Source organism: Nocardia sp. NPDC020380, from assembly GCF_044386975.1.
Classification (GTDB): domain Bacteria; phylum Actinomycetota; class Actinomycetes; order Mycobacteriales; family Mycobacteriaceae; genus Nocardia.
Map to the genome: position 1 here is coordinate 332373 of NZ_JBIRVQ010000002.1, position 17752 is coordinate 350124.

The window sequence follows — 17752 nt, forward strand, 5'->3', positions numbered from 1 at the left end:
GACATGCGAAAAGCGAATATATCCCACTTGCCGTCTCGCCCGGCGTGGCGTGCGTCCCACTCGCCAAACTGGAACTTGTTGCAAATTAGAACAAGTTCTATATTCTCGATCCCATGAAGGTCGCAGTCACCGGCGCTGCCGGGTTCCTTGGCACCAACTTGCTTCAGCAGCTCATCGAACGCGGGCACGAGGTGACGGCCATCGACCGCGTGCGTCCGACCGGTGCCGACCAGCCCGGCGTCACCTGGGTCAGCGGCGACGTCCTCGATCCCGCCTCCATGCGCGGCACCCTCGAGGGCGCGGAGGTCGTGTACCACCTGGTCGCGCTGATCACCTTGGCGCACAAGCACGATCTGGCCTGGCGGGTGAACACCGAGGGCGTGCGCGTGGTGGCCGAGGCCGCGCGCGAGGTCGGCGTGCGGCGCATGGTGCACACCAGCTCGATCCACGCCTTCGATCAATACTGTTGCGGCGGTGTCATCAACGAGCGCTCGCCGCGCTCCATCAATCCCGATCTCCCGGTGTACGACCGGTCGAAGTTCCAGGGCGAGACCGAATTGCGCAAGGTCATCGATGCCGGCCTGGACGCGGTCATCTGCAACCCGACCGGCGTGTACGGCCCGATCGACCACTCCGACTCCCGGATCAACAAGACCCTGTGGGACGCCGCGCGCGGCCGCGTGCCCGTCATGATCAGCGGCGGCTTCGACCTGGTCGACGTGCGCGATGTGGCGAGCGGTCTCATCCTCGCGGGCGAACGTGGCCGCACCGGTGAGAACTACCTGCTCGGCGGGCATTTCACCGATATGTTCCAGGCCACCCGGACCGCCGCCGAGGTGAACGGGAAGATGAAGCCCGCCTTTGCGATTCCGGCCAAGGTCATCAATGCCTGCATGCCGGTGCTGGAACCGGCCGCCCGCGCCTTCGGCAGCGACCGCGTCTCCAAGGCCGCCATGGGTGCGCTGCTGTCCGCGCCGCGCGTCGAACACGACAAGGCCGCAACGGAACTCGGTTACCGCCCGCGTCCGGCCCGGGAGACCATCTCGGATCTCGTGGACTTCTACAACGGGCGCACGATCAAGGTCGACACGCAGAAGATTGCTTGACACCGGCTAGAACAAATGTTCGACTTGGGTGGTGCGGTGGCAAAGCCAGACCCTGGACGCCGATGACGGCGCGCTGCCCGGGCTCGAACGTGCCGGCTTCGTACGCAGCGTACAGACCCCCGAGTTCGAGGGCATCACCTTCCACGAGGTGTTGTGCAAGAGCGCGCTGAACAAGGTCCCCGACGGCGGGGGCCTGCCGTTCGGCTGGACGGTCAACCCCATGCGCGGTTGTTCGCACGCCTGCCGCTACTGCTTCGCGCGCGGTTCGCACGAGTACCTGGATCTGGACGCCGGCACCGACTTCGACTCGCAGATCGTGGTCAAGACCAATGTGGTGCCCATCCTGCGGAAGGAACTGCACAAGCGGTCCTGGCACCGTGAACCCGTTGCGCTGGGCACCAATACGGATCCCTATCAGCGCGCCGAGGGGCGCTACCGGCTGATGCCGGGCATCATCGGCGCGCTGGCCGAATCCGGCACCGGCTTCTCGATTCTCACCAAGGGCACGCTCATGCGGCGGGATCTGCCGTTGCTGACCCAGGCGGCCCGGCAGGTGCCGGTGCATCTCGCCGTCTCCATCGCGATCCTGGATCCCGAACTACACAAGGCCGTCGAATCCGGGACGCCCTCGCCGCGCGCGCGGCTGGAACTGGTGCGCGCGCTGGCCGATGCCGGGTTCGCGGTGAATGTCATGGTGGCCCCGGTCATTCCGTATCTGACGGACAGCAAGGCGCACCTGGACGAGCTGTTCGGGGAGATCGCCGCCGCGGGCGCGGCCAGTGTCACCGCCTTCCCCATGCACCTACGCGGGAGCACGCGCGGCTGGTTCATCGAGTGGCTCGCCGAAGCGCACCCGTCGCTGCTCCGGCGCTATCGGCAGCTGTATGGTCGTGGAGCTTCGGTCACGCCGGAGTACTCTGCGTGGCTACGCGGCCGGATTGAGCCGTTGCTCGAGAAACATCGTTTGAACCGTGACCTGCCGGCCCAACCCGAGGTGCGGGCCGCCGAATCGTGCACGCCCGATCCACAGCTGGCGTTGTTCGCCTGACGCCTGCGACGATCGAAACCATTGCATATTGCGGGTGTGTCGCGAATATTGCGGAGTAGTTTGGCGTTGGTACCTCACACCTGACAAGGAAGTGATGCACGCGCATGGTTTCGCAGCATGACGACTCCGCGGAGCTGCCCGGAAAGAGCAGTACCGCAGAGAAATTGGAAAAGGTCGTAATCCGCTTCGCGGGGGACTCCGGTGACGGCATGCAGCTGGCCGGCGACCGATTCACCCACGAGGCCGCCGCATTCGGCAACGACCTTGCTACACAACCGAACTTCCCCGCCGAGATCCGGGCGCCCCAGGGGACGCTGCCGGGCGTCTCGTCGTTCCAGATCCAGATCGCGGACTACGACATCCTCACCGCCGGTGACCAGCCCGATGTGCTGGTGGCCATGAATCCCGCTGCGCTGAAGGCGAATCTGGAGGACCTGGCGCGCGGGGCGACGCTCATCATCAATACCGACGAATTCACCAAGCGGAATCTGGCCAAGGTCGGTTACTCCGGTGACCCGCTCGCCGATGACACGCTGTCCGATTTCGTGGTGCACCGGGTGCCCATGACTTCGTTGACGCTCGCGGCAACCGAACCGACCGGTGTGGGCAAAAAGGACGGCCAGCGCGCCAAGAATATGTTCGCGCTGGGATTGCTGTCCTGGATGTACGGGCGTCCGCTCGGCGGAACCGAGCAGTTCGTACGGGAGAAATTCGCGGCGACACCGGATGTCGCCGAAGCGAATATCCTCGCATTCCGGGCAGGTTGGAATTACGGCGAGACCACCGAGGCCTTCGCCACCACCTACGAGGTAGCCCCCGCGACGCTGCCGGCCGGCACCTACCGGCAGATCACCGGCAATACCGCGCTCGCCTACGGCATCGTCACCGCCGGGCAACTGTCCGGGCTGCACGTGTTCCTCGGGACCTACCCGATCACCCCGGCCTCCGACATCCTGCACGAGCTCAGCAAGCACAAGAACTACGGCGTCACCACCTTCCAGGCCGAGGACGAGATCGCCGGCATCGGCGCGGCCCTGGGCGCGGCCCTGGGCGGTGCGCTCGGCGTCACCAGCACCTCCGGGCCCGGCCTGGCGCTCAAGAGCGAGACCATCGGTCTCGCCGTCATGACCGAACTGCCGCTGCTCATCGTCGACGTGCAGCGCGGCGGACCCTCCACCGGCCTGCCCACCAAGACCGAACAGGCCGATCTGCTCCAGGCGCTCTACGGGCGCAATGGCGAATCGCCGGTGGCCGTGGTCGCGCCGCGGTCACCCGCCGACTGCTTCGACACCGCGGTGGAGGCGGCCCGCATCGCCCTCACCTACCGGACACCCGTCCTGGTGCTCTCCGACGGCGCCATCGCCAATGGTTCGGAGCCCTGGGCGATTCCGCAGGTCACCGAGCTGGAGCCGATCCATCCCGCCTTCGAACCCGCTGGGTCCGAGGAGGATTCGTTCCAGCCCTATGCCCGCGACCCGGAAACCCTGGCCCGCCCGCTCGCCGTACCCGGCACCGTGGGCCGCGCCCACCGCATCGGCGGCCTCGAAAAGGCCGACGGCAGCGGCAATATCTCCTACGACCCGGCCAACCACGAACTCATGGTGCGCCTGCGGCAGGCCAAGATCGACGGCATCACCGTGCCCGAACTCGAGGTCGACGATCCCGACGGCCGCGCCGAACTGCTGCTCATCGGCTGGGGCAGCTCCTACGGGCCGATCGGCGAGGCCTGCCGGCGCGCCCGGCGCCGCGGCGTCCCGGTGGCCCAGGCCCACCTGCGGCACCTGAATCCCTTCCCGCCCAACCTCGGTGACGTGCTCGGCAGGTACCGCACCGTGGTCTGCCCGGAGATGAACGGCGGACAGCTGGCCATGCTGCTGCGCGCCCGCTACCTCGTCGACGTGCAACCGTGGACCAAGATCGCCGGAACCGCTTTCCAGGCCCAGGAACTCGTCGGCGTCATCGACGCGGCACTCGATGGCTCCATTGCGGAGATGGAGCAGAGCAAGGCCTTCGCCGCGCGGGCGCGGGCCACCTACCGCACCCCAGGGGGCAAGTGATGACCATCATGGAAAACCCGCTCATCGGAACGGATCTCGGGCTCACCGGATACTCCGGTGTGCCCGCCGCCGCGGGACCACAGAAGGTCAAGGACTTCACCTCGGACCAGGAGGTGCGCTGGTGCCCGGGCTGCGGTGACTACGTCATTCTCGCCACCGTACGCGGCTTCCTCGCCGACCTCGGGCTCAAGCGCGAGAACCTGATGTTCGTCTCCGGCATCGGTTGTTCCAGCCGCTTCCCGTACTACCTGGAGGCGTACGGGATCCACTCCATCCACGGTCGCGCGCCCGCCATCGCCACCGGGCTCGCGGTGACCCGGCCGGACCTGTCGGTCTGGGTGGTCACCGGCGACGGCGACGCGCTGTCCATCGGCGGCAATCACCTGATTCACGCGCTGCGGCGCAATGTGAACATGACGATCCTGTTGTTCAACAACCGGATCTACGGCCTGACCAAGGGCCAGTACTCGCCGACCTCCGAGACCGGCAAGGTCACCAAGTCCACCCCGATGGGCTCGGTCGATCACCCGTTCAACACCTTGTCGGTGGCGCTCGGGGCCGAGGCCAGCTTCGCCGGCCGGGCCCTGGACTCCGATCGCGCCGGACTCAACGACGTACTGCGCGCTGCCGCCGAACACCGCGGCACCTCCTTCGTGGAGATCCTGCAGGACTGCCCGATCTTCAATGACGGGTCCTTCGACATGCTCCGCAAGGAGAACGCCGAATCCCACCTCATCCGGCTCCAGCACGGGAAGCCGATCCGCTTCGGGGCCGACAATGAATTCGCGGTCGTACGAGACGGTTTCGGCCTGCGGGTGGCGCGCTCCGACGCCGTCGCCGAATCCGACATCGTGGTGCACGACGCCTACAGCGACAATCCCGAATACGCCTACGCCCTCTCGCGGCTGTCCGATCAGGACCTGTCGCACGTGGTCACCGGCATCTTCCGCAGCGTGAACCGGCCCACCTACGACGACGGGGTCCGCGCGCAGCTCGCCACCGCCGCCGAACGCAAACCGGTGCACGAGAACTCGCTGCAGTCCCTGCTCACCGGCCGCGAAACCTGGACGGTCAGCTGACCCGCCGGAACTAACCCTGGACGAAGGCGTTCAGCAAGCGCTGGAACAGATCGGTGAAGCGCTTGCGGGACGCCTTCTGATCATCGGTGAGGCCATCGGTCAGCTCGGGCGCGTACACGATCACGTGGGCGTCCTGGTCCGGCGGCTGCGGCATGAAATCGATGATGGACGTGCCCTTGTCGGTCACCGTCGGCATACCCATGTCCACCAGGGCGAGCTGTCGTACCTCGGCGGTGGCGGCGCCCAGCACGTCCTGCGGAATCGTGCCGTTCAGCGGCTGGGTCGCGCCGTCACCCGGCCACTTCGTGGCATGGCCGTCCGACTGGATCTCCAGGGCCGGATGCAGATCCGTGCGGGTCTGCCACCCCGCGGGCATGGCCGTCAGGGTGAACAGGGCCGCCGCAGGGGCCGGTGCGGGAGCGGGACCAGGCGCCGGAGCGGGGGCAGGCGCTGGAGCGGGCGCGGGCGGGGCGCCCGGAATGGGATCGGCAGTGGCGAAACCGGTTGCGCCGGTGAGCATTGCGGCGGTCAGCAAGGTGGTGGCCGCGAGCCGGCAGCCGCGCCACCGGTCGCCCCGCACCGTCTCGAATGATCTTGCCGCACCGACTCTTTGCATCGCTACCCTCCGAATCACCCTGCGAGCAGCCGCTCGCCGCCGGTGATTCTGCCGGGTCCGCGCCGCGACCGCCGCACCGGCACGCCGAACTCCGCACAGGTGCGAGCGATCCCACACGCGCGAGAAAACGCTTGCGGGACGGCGGAATCCGTCGGACCTGCGGCGGAAGGGACGGTCAGCGCAGCGCGGGCGGGTTGTTCAGGTCGGTGGCGGAATAGGTGTCACAGGCCCTGACCTGACCGGTCTTGTACCCGGCGAGGAACCACTTCTGCCGTTCCTCCGACGAACCGTGCGTCCAGGCCTCGGGATTGACCCGGCCCGTCGACGCCTTCTGGATGCGATCGTCACCGACCGCGGCCGCCGCGGAGAGCGCATCGCGGACATCGTTGTCGGTCAACGGCTTCAGGAACGGCTGACTGCCGCCGGGTGCGGGCAGCTTGTCGGCATAGTAGGCCCAGACGCCCGCATAGCAGTCGGCCTGGAGTTCGGTGCGTACCGCGCCGGACTGCGGACCCCGCGGATCACGCTGGGCGCGATTGATATCGCCGAGCAGATTCTGGATGTGATGGCCGAACTCGTGCGCCACCACGTACTCCTGTGCCAGCGGTCCACCGCTGGAACCGAAACGATCCACCAGCTCCTGGAAGAAGCTCGTATCGAAATACGCGGTGCGGTCGGCCGGGCAGTAGAAGGGACCGACCGCCGAGGACGCTTGACCGCAGCCCGTATTGACCGCACCCGAGAACAGCCGCACCTTGGGCGCCACATAGCGGGTCGAGGTCTGCTTGGGCAGTTCGGTGCCCCACACATTGTCGAGACTCTGCACGGTCAGCACCACGCGGCAGTCGACGTACTTGTTGGCATCCGCACCCGTCTTGCAGTGCGCGGGCGTGGCCGCGGTCTCGCCTTCGGACTTGGCGTCCGCGCCGGTGAACTGACCCAGCACGCTGCCCGGGTCGCCGCCGAGCAGCAGCGTCACCACCACCGCGATGAGACCGATCGCACCGCCGCCGAGGACCAAACCGCCGCCCCTGCCCGGTCCGCCACCACTTTGCACCCGGTCCGGGTCGATTTGCAGGCCCTCGTTGAAGGTCATGGCGTCTACTTTGGCATGGTCCGGCGGATATCCGTTTTCACTCGCCGGACGTGTCTCACTACGATGGGATCCGCACTCGGCCGACTCTGCCGGTGTTTCGAGCCCGTCGAAAGGAATCCCGTGCTGCGCACCCACTTGGCTGGTTCGCTGCGAAGCGAGCACGCCGGTCAGACCGTCACCCTCACCGGATGGGTGGCCCGTCGGCGAGACCACGGTGGCGTGATCTTCATCGATCTGCGCGATGCGTCGGGTGTTTCGCAGGCCGTCTTCCGCGAGGGCGTGCCCGCGGAACAGGCCCACAAGCTGCGCAACGAGTTCTGCGTGAAGGTCACCGGCGTGGTCGAGGACCGCCCGGAGGGCAGCGGGAACCCGAATCTGCCGACGGGCCAGATCGAGGTCAACGTCACCGAACTCGAGGTCCTCAACGAGGCCGCGCCGCTGCCGTTCCAGCTCGACGACGAACCCGGCGAAGAGGCCCGCCTCAAGTACCGCTATCTGGACCTGCGCCGCGAAGGCCCGGGCCACACCATCCGGCTGCGGTCCAAGGTCAATGCCGCCGCCCGCGCCGTGCTCGCCGAGCACGCCTTCGTCGAGGTCGAGACCCCGACCATGACCCGGTCCACCCCGGAAGGCGCCCGCGACTTCCTGGTGCCCGCGCGCCTGCAGCCCGGCAAGTTCTACGCCCTGCCGCAGTCCCCGCAGCTGTTCAAGCAGCTGCTCATGGTCGGCGGCATCGAGCGCTACTACCAGATCGCGCGCTGCTACCGCGACGAGGACTTCCGCGCCGACCGCCAGCCCGAGTTCACCCAGCTCGACATCGAGATGAGCTTCGTCGAGCAGGAAGATGTGATCCTGCTCGCCGAGGACATCCTGGGCGCGCTGTGGAAGCTGGTCGGCTACGAGATCCCCACCCCGATCCCGCACATGACCTACGCGGATGCCATGCGCCGCTTCGGTTCCGACAAGCCCGACCTGCGCTTCGGCATCGAGATCACCGAAATGCAGGAGTACTTCAAGGACACCCCGTTCCGGGTGTTCCAGTCTCCCTACGTCGGTGCGGTCGTCATGCCGGGCGGCGCCTCGCAGCCGCGCCGCCAGCTCGACGCCTGGCAGGACTGGGCCAAGCAGCGTGGCTCGAAGGGCCTCGCGTATGTGCTCGTGCAGGAGGACGGCACCCTCGGCGGTCCCGTCGCCAAGAACCTGACCGACGCCGAGCGCGAGGGCCTGGCCAAGTTCGTCGGCGCCGAGCCGGGCGACTGCATCTTCTTCGCCGCCGGTGACGAGAAGGCCGGCCGCGCCATCCTCGGCGCCGCCCGCGGTGAGATCGCCCGCAAGTGCAACCTCATCGACGAGAACGCCTGGGCGTTCGTGTGGATCGTGGACGCGCCCATGTTCGAGCCCGCCGCCGACGCCACCGCCAGCGGCGATGTCGCCCTCGGCCATTCGGCCTGGACCGCCGTGCACCACGCCTTCACCTCGCCGAAGCCGGAGCACCTGGCCACCTTCGACACCGACCCGGGCTCCGCACTGGCCTACGCCTACGACATCGTCTGCAACGGCAATGAAATCGGCGGCGGTTCCATTCGTATCCACCGCCGCGACGTGCAGGAACGCGTGTTCAAGGTGATGGGCATCGGCCACGACGAGGCACAGGAGAAGTTCGGCTTCCTGCTCGACGCCTTCTCCTTCGGCGCTCCGCCCATGGGCGGCATCGCCTTCGGCTGGGACCGCATCACCGCGCTGCTCGCCGGCGTCGACTCCATCCGCGAGGTCATCGCCTTCCCGAAGTCGGGCGGCGGCGTCGACCCGCTCACCGACGCGCCCGCCGGCATCACGCCGCAGCAGCGCAAGGAAGCGGGCCTGGACGTGAAGCTCGACGCGAACGGCAACCCCATCAAGGAAGCCGGGAAGTAACCGGACGCCCGGATAGGCTGCACCCGCCGGTATCCGCCGATACCGGAAACCCGCCGACACGAGGGGATTACGGGTGCTGCATGTCCGGGCCGTCTGCCCCGCCGACACCACCGATACCGCGCTGGACCTGCTGCGCGCCGATCCCGGCGCGACGCTCATCACGGTGCAGCGCGGTGCCGCGGTGGAACCGGTGGGTGATCTCCTGGAGTGCGTCCTCGCCCGCGAATCCGCCGACGATGTGCTGAATGCGCTGCGCGACTTGGGTGTCGTACGCACCGGCGGTATCGCGCTCGAGGATGTCGGCACGCTGCTCTCCGATGCCGCCGAGATCGCGGCCGAGAAGGCGCCGGACCGGGGCGCGGATTCGGTGGTGTGGCAGGAACTGGTCGCGCAGACCGGTGAGGCCTCCACCCTCACGCCTTCGTTTCTCGCGTTCATCATCATCGCGTGCCTGCTGGCCGTGGTGGGTGTGGCCACCGACTCCTCGGTCACGATCGTCGGCGCGATGGTGGTCGGGCCGGAGTACGGGCCGCTCGCCGGGACCGCGGTCGCCTTGGTGAGCAAGGATTATCGGCTCGCCGCGCGCTCCGCGCTGGCGCTGCTGGTCGGGTTCCCGGTGGCCATGACCGTCGCCTGGTTCGCCACCTGGCTGTTCCGGAAGCTGGGCTGGGTCACCGCCGCCGGGGTCGAGAATCTGCAGAACGTCGACTTCATCTACAAGGTCGGGCCGTTCTCCGTGGTGGTGGCACTGCTCGCCGGTGCGGCCGGCATGCTCGCCACCATGACCCCGAAATCGGCTGCGCTGGTGGGTGTCTTCATCTCGGTCACCACCATCCCGGCGGCCGGCTTCGCGGTGGTGGCCGCCGAGGTCGGGTCGTGGCACAAGGCCGCCATGTCCATCGGGCAGCTCGCGGTGAACATGGTCGGCATCGTGGCAGCGGGCGTGCTCGTGCTGTGGCTGCGGCCGCGGCATCGGCCGGGCGGCGGGACCTTGAGCCGGCTCAACCGATGGTGGCTGAGCGATACCGCTTGAGCGGAACCGGAATCGGGCCGATCAGACCGGGACGACCAACCGGCCGGTGAGCGTGCGGTAGGCGTAGGTGATCGCGATGGCGGTGACCGGGCCGGCCACCAGCAGACCCAGCCCGCACAGCAGCACACCGAAGAACGTCATCACGAAAACCGCCAGGGCCAGCAGCGACACCTGCAGCGCATTACGGATCACCAGCAGCACACTGGATTTGATCGCCTCGAGCGGATTCTGATCCTGGTCGATCACGAAATTCAGTGCGAACATGCACAGCACACCGACGATGATCGCCGGGAAGAGACACGCGAACGAGGCCACCAGGCACACCACGAACACGATGAGCGCGGTGAGAAGCACATTGCCGGCATTCACGAATCCGAAGAAGGCCGGGAAATCCGGTGGTGTCCCGTCGGTTTCATACAGGGCGCCCCGGATCATGGCCGCCTGCAGCAGCCACACCAGCAGTGCGGCGACCGCGAACAGCAGCAACACCGCGGACAACGACTGCACGTCAACGATATTCACCAGCAGTGTGACCACCAGCCAGGCGACCAGTCCGATCAGCACCATGCCCACCCACGGAATCGGGTTGAGCCGGAACTTGTCCCAGCCGTAGGCCAGCGCGGCGCCGACATTCAGCTTCTCGCGCGGGTAGTCGTAGGCGGGCAGCTGGCCCGTGGGAGCGGGTGCGCCGTTCGCCGGCGGCATGGTTCCGGGCGGTGCGAAGCCGCCGGGCTGAGTGCCGCCCGCCACCGGATAGCCGCCGGGCGGGGTATTGCCGGGTGGCGGATATCCGCCGGCACCCGGATATCCGCCGGGCGGCGGGCCCTGCGGCGGCATGCCCTGCTGCGTCGGATATCCCGGTGGCACCGCTCCTGCCTGCGCGTATCCGGGAACCTGCACAGGCGCGCCCGGCTGTCCGGCCAGCGGCGGCGGAGGTTCGACCGGTTCGCTGCCGTACTGCGCCGCGCCCAGGCCACCGAACTGCGGATAGCCGGAGAGGCCCGGCATTTCGTGCCGGCCGTGGCCGCCGGTGGGATCCGGTGCACCGGTGAACTGTCCGGTTTCGGGGTGCTGCCGGCCGCTCGCGTGACTCGTATACTGCTGGCCTTCCCCCTCGCCGGACGAGTCGCCGAAGGGTTCGTTCGGTGCTGAGGGCGGCGTGCCAGTCATGGTCACAAGCCTTTCACATTTCCCGGTTTACGGTGTGGCGCACAGCAGTTGAATACGAACCCAACTAGACCGCCTTGGTTGTGTCAAGCAACCAGCGCGGTGTGGGCAAACCCTTCACAAAGACACGCCGACCGACGCGCGAAAGGTTGCGCAACCGCTCGCTGAAAGTGACCTGGCGGGAGTACCTTGGGTTCCGATGACCGCACTATTGGCCGAACGCGCCGCCGAAGTCGTGTCCGCGGCACAACAGTTGCTCACAAAGCGAATGGGTGCTCCGGTAAAGCTGAGTGATCCTATGGAACTCAGCGGCAGTGGTAGAACGACGGTCCTACGTGTCCGCGTTGCGGAGAACGCATTTTCACTTCCACGCACGCTCATTGTGAAGCAGGTTGCCGGGAACGCGACGCAACGACGCACTGGCGGCATGGCACCCGGCGTCGCCAGCATCGACTCCGCCTTCCTCCGGGAAGCGGTGTCGTACCAGTTCACCACCGCACTGGGTCGTGACCATCGGCCCGGCGCGTACCTACTCGGCTACAGCCTGCCCGAGCGCCTGCTCATCCTCAGCGACCTCGGTGAGAACACGTCACTCACCGCGGTACTGCAGTCCGGCGCGGAACCGGCCGGCCGCAACTCGCTGATGGCCTTCGCTCAAGCGCTGGGCCGGATGCACGCCGCGACCGTCGGGCGCGAGGCCGACTTCGTGGCCCTGCTACGCCGCGTCGACGTGGTGCACCGGGTGGACGGCATTGCCCAGCAAGCCGAATCCGCGGTCGCCGAGGTGCCCGTCATGCTGGAACGCGAACTCGGCATCGAGGTGCCGGGCGAGATCGCCGAGCGCATCGTGCGCGGCAACCGGCTGTTCTCCGCGGGCCGCTATCGCGCCTTCAGCCCCTCCGACCTGTGCCCCGACAATGTCATCCTCAACGAGGAGGGCGCACGGTTCCTCGACTACGAATGGGGTGGCTTCCGCGACGCGACGCTCGATATCGCGTACGCGCTGGTCTCCTTCCCCGGCTGCCTGTGCGACTTCGAGCTCTCCCGCGAACGCGCCCGGCAGATGGTCGAGGCCTGGCGCTCCGAAGTGGTCGCGGTCTGGCCCGCCCTCGCCGATGACGATGTACTGGCCGAACGCATTCTCGAGGCCCGGCTCATCTGGGTGTGGCTGTCCACCTACTGGTTCCTGCCCGCCGACCACGCCCGCATCGCGGCCGCCCGCGAACACGGGCTCTCCATCCCGCGGTCCGCGGCCCTGATCAACCGCTGGGCCGCCCTGGCCGAGGACGCGCGCTGCACCGGCGACGACACGCTGGGCGACTTCGCCGAGCACGTATCGGCCACGCTCGAAGAGCACTGGGAGGAATAGGCGCTACGGCGAGGGCGGGAGCCTGGTCTCGGACCGGACTTCGGCCTTCGCCGGTATTGCGTGCACCCGCAGCCGCTCACGGTCTGCGCAGTGGTGTCGGTGGCCGTCGGTAGGGTCTCTGTGGTGAGTGACGGTTTGTTCGCGGCGCCGGGGGTGGAGGCCGCATCCGAGGAGTTCGAGGCGAGCGTGCCGCGCCCGTCGAGTCGTGACGACCGCTTCGCGCCGCTGGCCGTGCGCATGCGGCCGCGCAATCTCGACGAAGTGGTCGGTCAGCAGCATCTACTCGGTCCGGGATCGCCGCTACGTCGGCTGATCGAGGGGTCGGGGGCCGCGTCCGTCCTGCTGTACGGGCCGCCCGGCACCGGCAAGACCACCCTCGCCTCGCTGCTCTCGCAGGCCACCGGGCGTCGCTTCGAGGCGCTGTCCGCGCTGTCGGCGGGAGTCAAGGAGGTGCGCGGGGTCATCGATCTCGCGCGGCGCCGGCTCACCGTGGGCGAGCAGACCGTCCTGTTCATCGATGAGGTGCACCGGTTCTCGAAGACACAGCAGGACGCCCTGCTCGCCGCCGTCGAGAATCGCATCGTGCTGCTGGTCGCGGCGACCACCGAGAACCCCTCGTTCTCGGTGGTGTCACCGCTGCTGTCGCGCTCGCTGGTGCTGCAACTGAAGTCGTTGTCGGAAGACGACATTCGCACCGTGCTGCGGCGGGCCATCGAGGATCCGCGCGGGCTGGCGGGGGAGTACACGGTCAGCGACACGGCCATCGACCACATCGTGCGCATCGCGGGTGGCGATGCCCGCCGTTCGCTCACCGCGCTGGAAGCCTCCGCCGAATCGTCCCTGGACGGCACGGTCGGAGTGGAGTTGGTCGAGGCCAGCGTGGACAAGGCCGCCGTGCGCTACGACCGCGCCGGTGATCAGCACTACGACGTGATCAGCGCCTTCATCAAATCTCTGCGCGGCTCGGATGTGGATGCGGCCCTGCACTATCTGGCCCGCATGCTCACCGCCGGCGAGGATCCCCGATTCATCGCCCGCCGCTTGATGATCCAGGCCAGCGAGGAAGTCGGCATGGCGGACCCCATGGCCCTCCAAACCGCCGTCGCCGCGGCGCAGGTCGTCCAGCTGGTCGGCCTTCCCGAAGCCCAACTGGCCCTGACCCAGGCCACAATTCACATTGCCACCGCCCCCAAATCGGGTGGTGTGGTGAAGGCGCTCGGCGCGGCCATGTCCGATATCTCCGCGGGCAAGGCCGGCGCCGTCCCGCCGCACCTACGTGACGGTCACTACGCGGGCGCTGCCGGACTCGGCAACGCACAGGGCTACAAGTACCCGCACGATCATCCGGACGGTGTTCTCGCCCAGCAGTATCCGCCGGATGAACTGGTGGGCGTCGACTACTATCAGCCCACCGATCACGGCTATGAGCGCGAAGTCGGCCCGCGGGTAACCAAACTCCGCCGTATCGTCCGGGGAAAATGAAAGCCTCGCTGTGACAGGCCCTGCATGAAAGCATGCGAAGCAAGCATGCAGCGAGCGTGAATGTGCATCGACTGCAAGCTTTTTGGTGTTTGTGCAGCTGAGAGTGCTCTGGCTACTACTGGTACCGGCCATTGTCGGTGTCCGCAATCTTCCTGCGTGTCGCCGAGGTGAGTCTGCGTGAACCACGGTGGACGCGTCACACTGAGTCGTAGGGTGACCGTGACGATCCGTGGTCCGCCCAGCAGAACGGAGGGATTCGGTGACTGTCATGGTTGATCGACCGCACGAGGATCGACCGCAGATGCCTGTCGAGCAGTTCGAAGAACTCGCGGACCTAGCGAGCCGGGCCGGCGAGGGGATCAGGCTCGAATTCATCTACGGCAAGCTGGGGGTGAAGCCGGTGCCGGACGGCAATCATATGGAGATCGTCGTGTGGCTCACGAAACACTTCTATCGTGCCCGGCCTGACCTCTCGGTGTACCCGGGCAATGAGCTGAAGGTGGACGCCTACCGAAGTGGCCGCGCGATTCCTGACGCGGTCGTCGCGCCTGAACTGTCGTTCCGAGGACAGCCCTTGTGGAAGGATCCCGAACCCGTCCTGATGGTTGTCGAGGTGACTTCCTACGATTCCGATACCCACCGGCGTGACCGAGTCGAGAAGCCCTGTGCGTACGCCGAGACGGGCATCCCGGTCTATCTGCTGATCTATCGGGATGCGCGCGAGTTGGTTGTCTACAGTCGGCCTACACACGGTGTGTACTCGTCTGTGGTCCGGTTGCCATTCGGTGATCCGTTCGAGTTGCCGGAGCCGATCGGCATCACCCTCGACACCGAGCCTTTGAACGAGCTTGCTCGCTGACCTGTCACGACCTCCGGGACCGGCGAAAACGCCCTGGACCCGGACCGGTAGGCTGGATAGTTGTGCAGACCCACGAGATTCGACGGCGCTTCCTGGAGCATTTCGTAAAGGCGGGACATACCGAGGTACCCAGTGCCTCGCTCATCCTGGCCGACCCCAACCTGCTGTTCGTCAACGCAGGCATGGTCCAGTTCGTGCCGTATTTCCTCGGTCAGCAGACCCCGCCCTTCGACACCGCGACCAGCGTGCAGAAGTGCGTGCGCACCGGCGATATCGAGAACGTCGGCATCACCACCCGCCACAACACCTTCTTCCAGATGGCGGGCAACTTCTCCTTCGGCGACTACTTCAAGCGCGAGGCCATCACCCACGCCTGGACCCTGCTGACCTCGAGCGTCGAGGACGGCGGCTTCGGCTTCGATCCGGAACGGCTGTGGGCCACCGTCTATCTCGACGACGACGAGGCCGAGCGCATCTGGCTCGACATGGGCGTGCCCGCCGAGCGCATCCAGCGCCGCGGCATGGCCGACAACTACTGGTCCATGGGCATCCCCGGCCCGTGCGGCCCGTGCTCGGAGATCTACTTCGACCGCGGCCCCGAATACGGCGTCGAGGGCGGCCCGGAGGCCGACGAGGACCGCTACCTCGAAATTTGGAACCTCGTGTTCATGCAGAACGAGCGCGGCGAAGGGCGCGGCAAGGACGACTTCGAGATCCTCGGCCCGCTGCCCAAGAAGAACATCGACACCGGCATGGGCGTCGAGCGTGTCGCGTTCCTGCTGCAGGGCGTCGACAATGTCTACGAGACCGACCTGCTGCGCCCGATCATCAGCAAGGCCGAGGAACTGACCGGCCGCTCCTACGGTGTCGAGCACACCGACGATGTGCGCTTCCGCGTCATCGCCGACCATGCCCGCACCGCCGCCATGCTCATCGCCGACGGCGTGAACCCCGGCAATGACGGCCGCGGCTACGTGCTGCGCCGCCTGCTGCGCCGCATCGTGCGCTCGGCGCGCCTGCTGGGCGCGGAGAAGCCGGTGATGGGTGCGTTCATCAAGGTTGTCAGTGAGCTGATGGCCCCCTCGTACCCCGAGCTGGCCACCGACTTCCAGCGCATCGAAACCGTCGCCGTCGGTGAGGAATCCGCGTTCCTGCGGACCCTGAGCACCGGCACCAAGCTGTTCGACGAGACCGTCGACGAGGTGAAGGCGCAGGGCAGCAAGCGGATCAGCGGCACCGACGCGTTCACGCTGCACGACACCTACGGTTTCCCGATCGACCTGACCCTGGAGATGGCCGCCGAGGCCGGTCTGCAGGTCGACGAGGCCGGGTTCCGTTCGCTCATGGCCGAGCAGCGCAAGCGGGCCAAGGAGGACGCGCTGTCGCGTAAGCACGCGCACGCCGACCTCACCGTCTACAAGGAGTTCGTGGACCGCGGCGCGACCGAGTTCACCGGCTTCGACGAACTGGCCACCGAGGCAACCGTTCTCGCCCTGATCAAGGACGGCGTGCGGGTGCCGGTCGCGGAGGCCGGGCAGGACGTCGAGGTCATCCTGGACCGCAGCCCGCTCTACGCCGAATCCGGTGGCCAGATCGCCGACCGCGGCGGTATCTCCTCCTCGCACGGCGCGAAGTTGCACGTCAACGATGTGCAGAAGATCGCCAAGAAGGTGTGGGTGCACAAGTCCACCGTCGAGGCCGGTCAGCTCACCGAGGGCGACACCGTGCTGGCCAGCGTGGATCCGGCGTGGCGGCGTGGCTCCACGCAGGGCCACTCGGGCACCCACATGGTGCACGCGGCGCTGCGACAGGTGCTGGGCCCCAACGCGGTTCAGGCCGGTTCGCTGAACAAGCCGGGCTACCTGCGTTTCGACTTCAACTGGCAGGGCCAGCTGTCCGAGCAGCAGAAGGCCGATATCGAGGCCGTCTCCAATGACGCTGTGGCCGACGACTTCCCGGTGAACACCTTCGTCACCGATCTGTCCTCCGCCAAGAAGATGGGCGCCATGGCGCTGTTCGGCGAGAACTACGGCGACGAGGTGCGGGTCGTGGAGATCGGCGGGCCGTTCTCCATGGAACTGTGCGGTGGCACGCATGTGCAGCACTCCTCGCAGATCGGCCCGATCACCGTGCTCGGTGAGTCGTCGGTCGGTTCGGGTGTGCGGCGCGTGGAAGCCTTTGTGGGCCTGGACTCCTACAAGTACCTGGCCAAGGAGCGTGCGCTGCTGGCCGGTATCGCCTCCTCGCTGAAGGTGCCCTCGGAAGAGGTCCCGGGGCGGGTGGAGCAGCTCGTCGAGCGGCTCAAGGTCGCCGAGAAGGAGCTCGAGCGCACGAAGATGGCTGCCGTGCTGTCGAATGCGGGCGCGTTCGTGGATCAGGCGCAGCGGGTCGGCAAGGTGCTGCTGGTGGCCGCCGCCGCGCCCGAGGGCGTGGGTGCGGGCGATCTGCGCACGCTGGTGCAGGACATCAAGGGCCGCTTCGGTTCCGAGCCCGCCGTGGTGGCGCTGCTCGGCAATGCCGACGGCAAGGTGCCGTTCGTGGTGGCCCTCACCAAGGGCGCGCAGGATCTCGGCCTGAAGGCCGGTGACCTGGTCGGCGCCTTCGGTCCGAGCATTGCCGGCCGCGGTGGCGGCAAGCCGGAGATGGCGCAGGGCGCGGGTTCGGATCCGTCGGGGATCGAGGCCGGGCTGGCTGCGCTGCGGGCACGGGTGGCCGAGCTCGCCGGCTGATGGACAGTTCCGAACCATCGGACACGCCGGGGGCCGTGGACGGCTCCCGGATTCCCGCCGCAATGAACGGCCGCGAGACCGAGCAGGGTGCGGCGGCAGCGCGCGGAGAGGCCACGTCGACGTCCGCCGGGCATGCCGCGGACAGCTTCGAGCGTCCGCACTCGGCGCAGGGGCCGCAGGTCGCGGAGCGACCCAGC

The 17752-nt window shown here is 67.5% G+C and carries 13 protein-coding genes; 10 read left to right on the forward strand and 3 right to left on the reverse strand.

What is annotated here, in order from left to right:
- Positions 1–113 precede the first annotated feature (113 nt).
- From ACH438_RS05105 to ACH438_RS05120, 4 genes are all read left to right on the forward strand, one after another.
- Positions 114–1106: an NAD-dependent epimerase/dehydratase family protein gene (locus ACH438_RS05105; RefSeq protein ID WP_397001394.1), complete on the forward strand. Its 993-nt coding sequence runs from the start codon at positions 114–116 to the stop codon at positions 1104–1106.
- Between the two features lie 31 nt (positions 1107–1137).
- Complete coding sequence (locus tag ACH438_RS05110; RefSeq protein WP_397001396.1) at positions 1138–2154, forward strand: Rv2578c family radical SAM protein; 1017 nt, start codon at positions 1138–1140, stop codon at positions 2152–2154.
- Between the two features lie 104 nt (positions 2155–2258).
- On the forward strand, positions 2259–4211 hold the full coding sequence (locus tag ACH438_RS05115; RefSeq protein ID WP_397001398.1) for a 2-oxoacid:acceptor oxidoreductase subunit alpha: 1953 nt from the start codon (positions 2259–2261) through the stop codon (positions 4209–4211).
- Positions 4211–5290 carry a 2-oxoacid:ferredoxin oxidoreductase subunit beta gene (locus tag ACH438_RS05120; protein ID WP_397001400.1) on the forward strand — a complete coding sequence of 360 codons (1080 nt, stop codon included), beginning with the start codon at positions 4211–4213 and terminating at the stop codon, positions 5288–5290. Before ACH438_RS05115 ends, ACH438_RS05120 begins: the two co-directional genes overlap by 1 nt.
- A gap of 10 nt (positions 5291–5300) precedes the next feature.
- On the opposite strand, the gene ACH438_RS05125 is transcribed toward ACH438_RS05120, so the two are convergent.
- Together ACH438_RS05125 and ACH438_RS05130 are read right to left on the reverse strand one after the other, a co-directional pair.
- The gene (locus ACH438_RS05125; protein ID WP_397001402.1) at positions 5301–5906 is read right to left on the reverse strand and encodes a hypothetical protein; all 606 of its coding nucleotides are present in this window, start codon (positions 5904–5906) and stop codon (positions 5301–5303) included.
- Between the two features lie 175 nt (positions 5907–6081).
- Positions 6082–7002 (reverse strand): neutral zinc metallopeptidase, encoded by a 921-nt coding sequence (locus ACH438_RS05130; protein WP_397001404.1) that lies wholly within the window; start codon positions 7000–7002, stop codon positions 6082–6084.
- Between the two features lie 120 nt (positions 7003–7122).
- On the opposite strand from ACH438_RS05130, the gene aspS reads away from it, so the two are divergent.
- Both aspS and ACH438_RS05140 read left to right on the forward strand, forming a co-directional pair.
- On the forward strand, positions 7123–8916 hold the full coding sequence (gene aspS, locus ACH438_RS05135; RefSeq protein ID WP_397001406.1) for an aspartate--tRNA ligase: 1794 nt from the start codon (positions 7123–7125) through the stop codon (positions 8914–8916).
- A 73-nt stretch (positions 8917–8989) separates the two neighbouring features.
- Positions 8990–9949 carry a DUF389 domain-containing protein gene (locus ACH438_RS05140; RefSeq protein WP_397001408.1) on the forward strand — a complete coding sequence of 320 codons (960 nt, stop codon included), beginning with the start codon at positions 8990–8992 and terminating at the stop codon, positions 9947–9949.
- 21 nt (positions 9950–9970) lie between these two features.
- On the opposite strand, the gene ACH438_RS05145 is transcribed toward ACH438_RS05140, so the two are convergent.
- Positions 9971–11119 carry a hypothetical protein gene (locus tag ACH438_RS05145; protein WP_397001410.1) on the reverse strand — a complete coding sequence of 383 codons (1149 nt, stop codon included), beginning with the start codon at positions 11117–11119 and terminating at the stop codon, positions 9971–9973.
- 196 nt (positions 11120–11315) lie between these two features.
- Between ACH438_RS05145 and ACH438_RS05150 the strand changes: the two genes are divergently transcribed.
- The 4 genes from ACH438_RS05150 (at position 11316) to alaS (ending at position 17555) form a co-directional block, all read left to right on the forward strand.
- Entirely contained in the window at positions 11316–12485 is a 1170-nt protein-coding gene (locus ACH438_RS05150; RefSeq protein ID WP_397001412.1) for a phosphotransferase family protein, read from the forward strand.
- Between the two features lie 123 nt (positions 12486–12608).
- Positions 12609–13967, forward strand: coding sequence for a replication-associated recombination protein A (locus ACH438_RS05155; protein ID WP_397001414.1), 1359 nt, complete (start codon positions 12609–12611; stop codon positions 13965–13967).
- Positions 13968–14268: 301 nt separating this feature from the next.
- On the forward strand, positions 14269–14826 hold the full coding sequence (locus ACH438_RS05160) for a Uma2 family endonuclease (protein ID WP_397001416.1): 558 nt from the start codon (positions 14269–14271) through the stop codon (positions 14824–14826).
- 62 nt (positions 14827–14888) lie between these two features.
- On the forward strand, positions 14889–17555 hold the full coding sequence (gene alaS / locus ACH438_RS05165) for an alanine--tRNA ligase (protein WP_397001418.1): 2667 nt from the start codon (positions 14889–14891) through the stop codon (positions 17553–17555).
- Positions 17556–17752 lie beyond the last annotated feature (197 nt).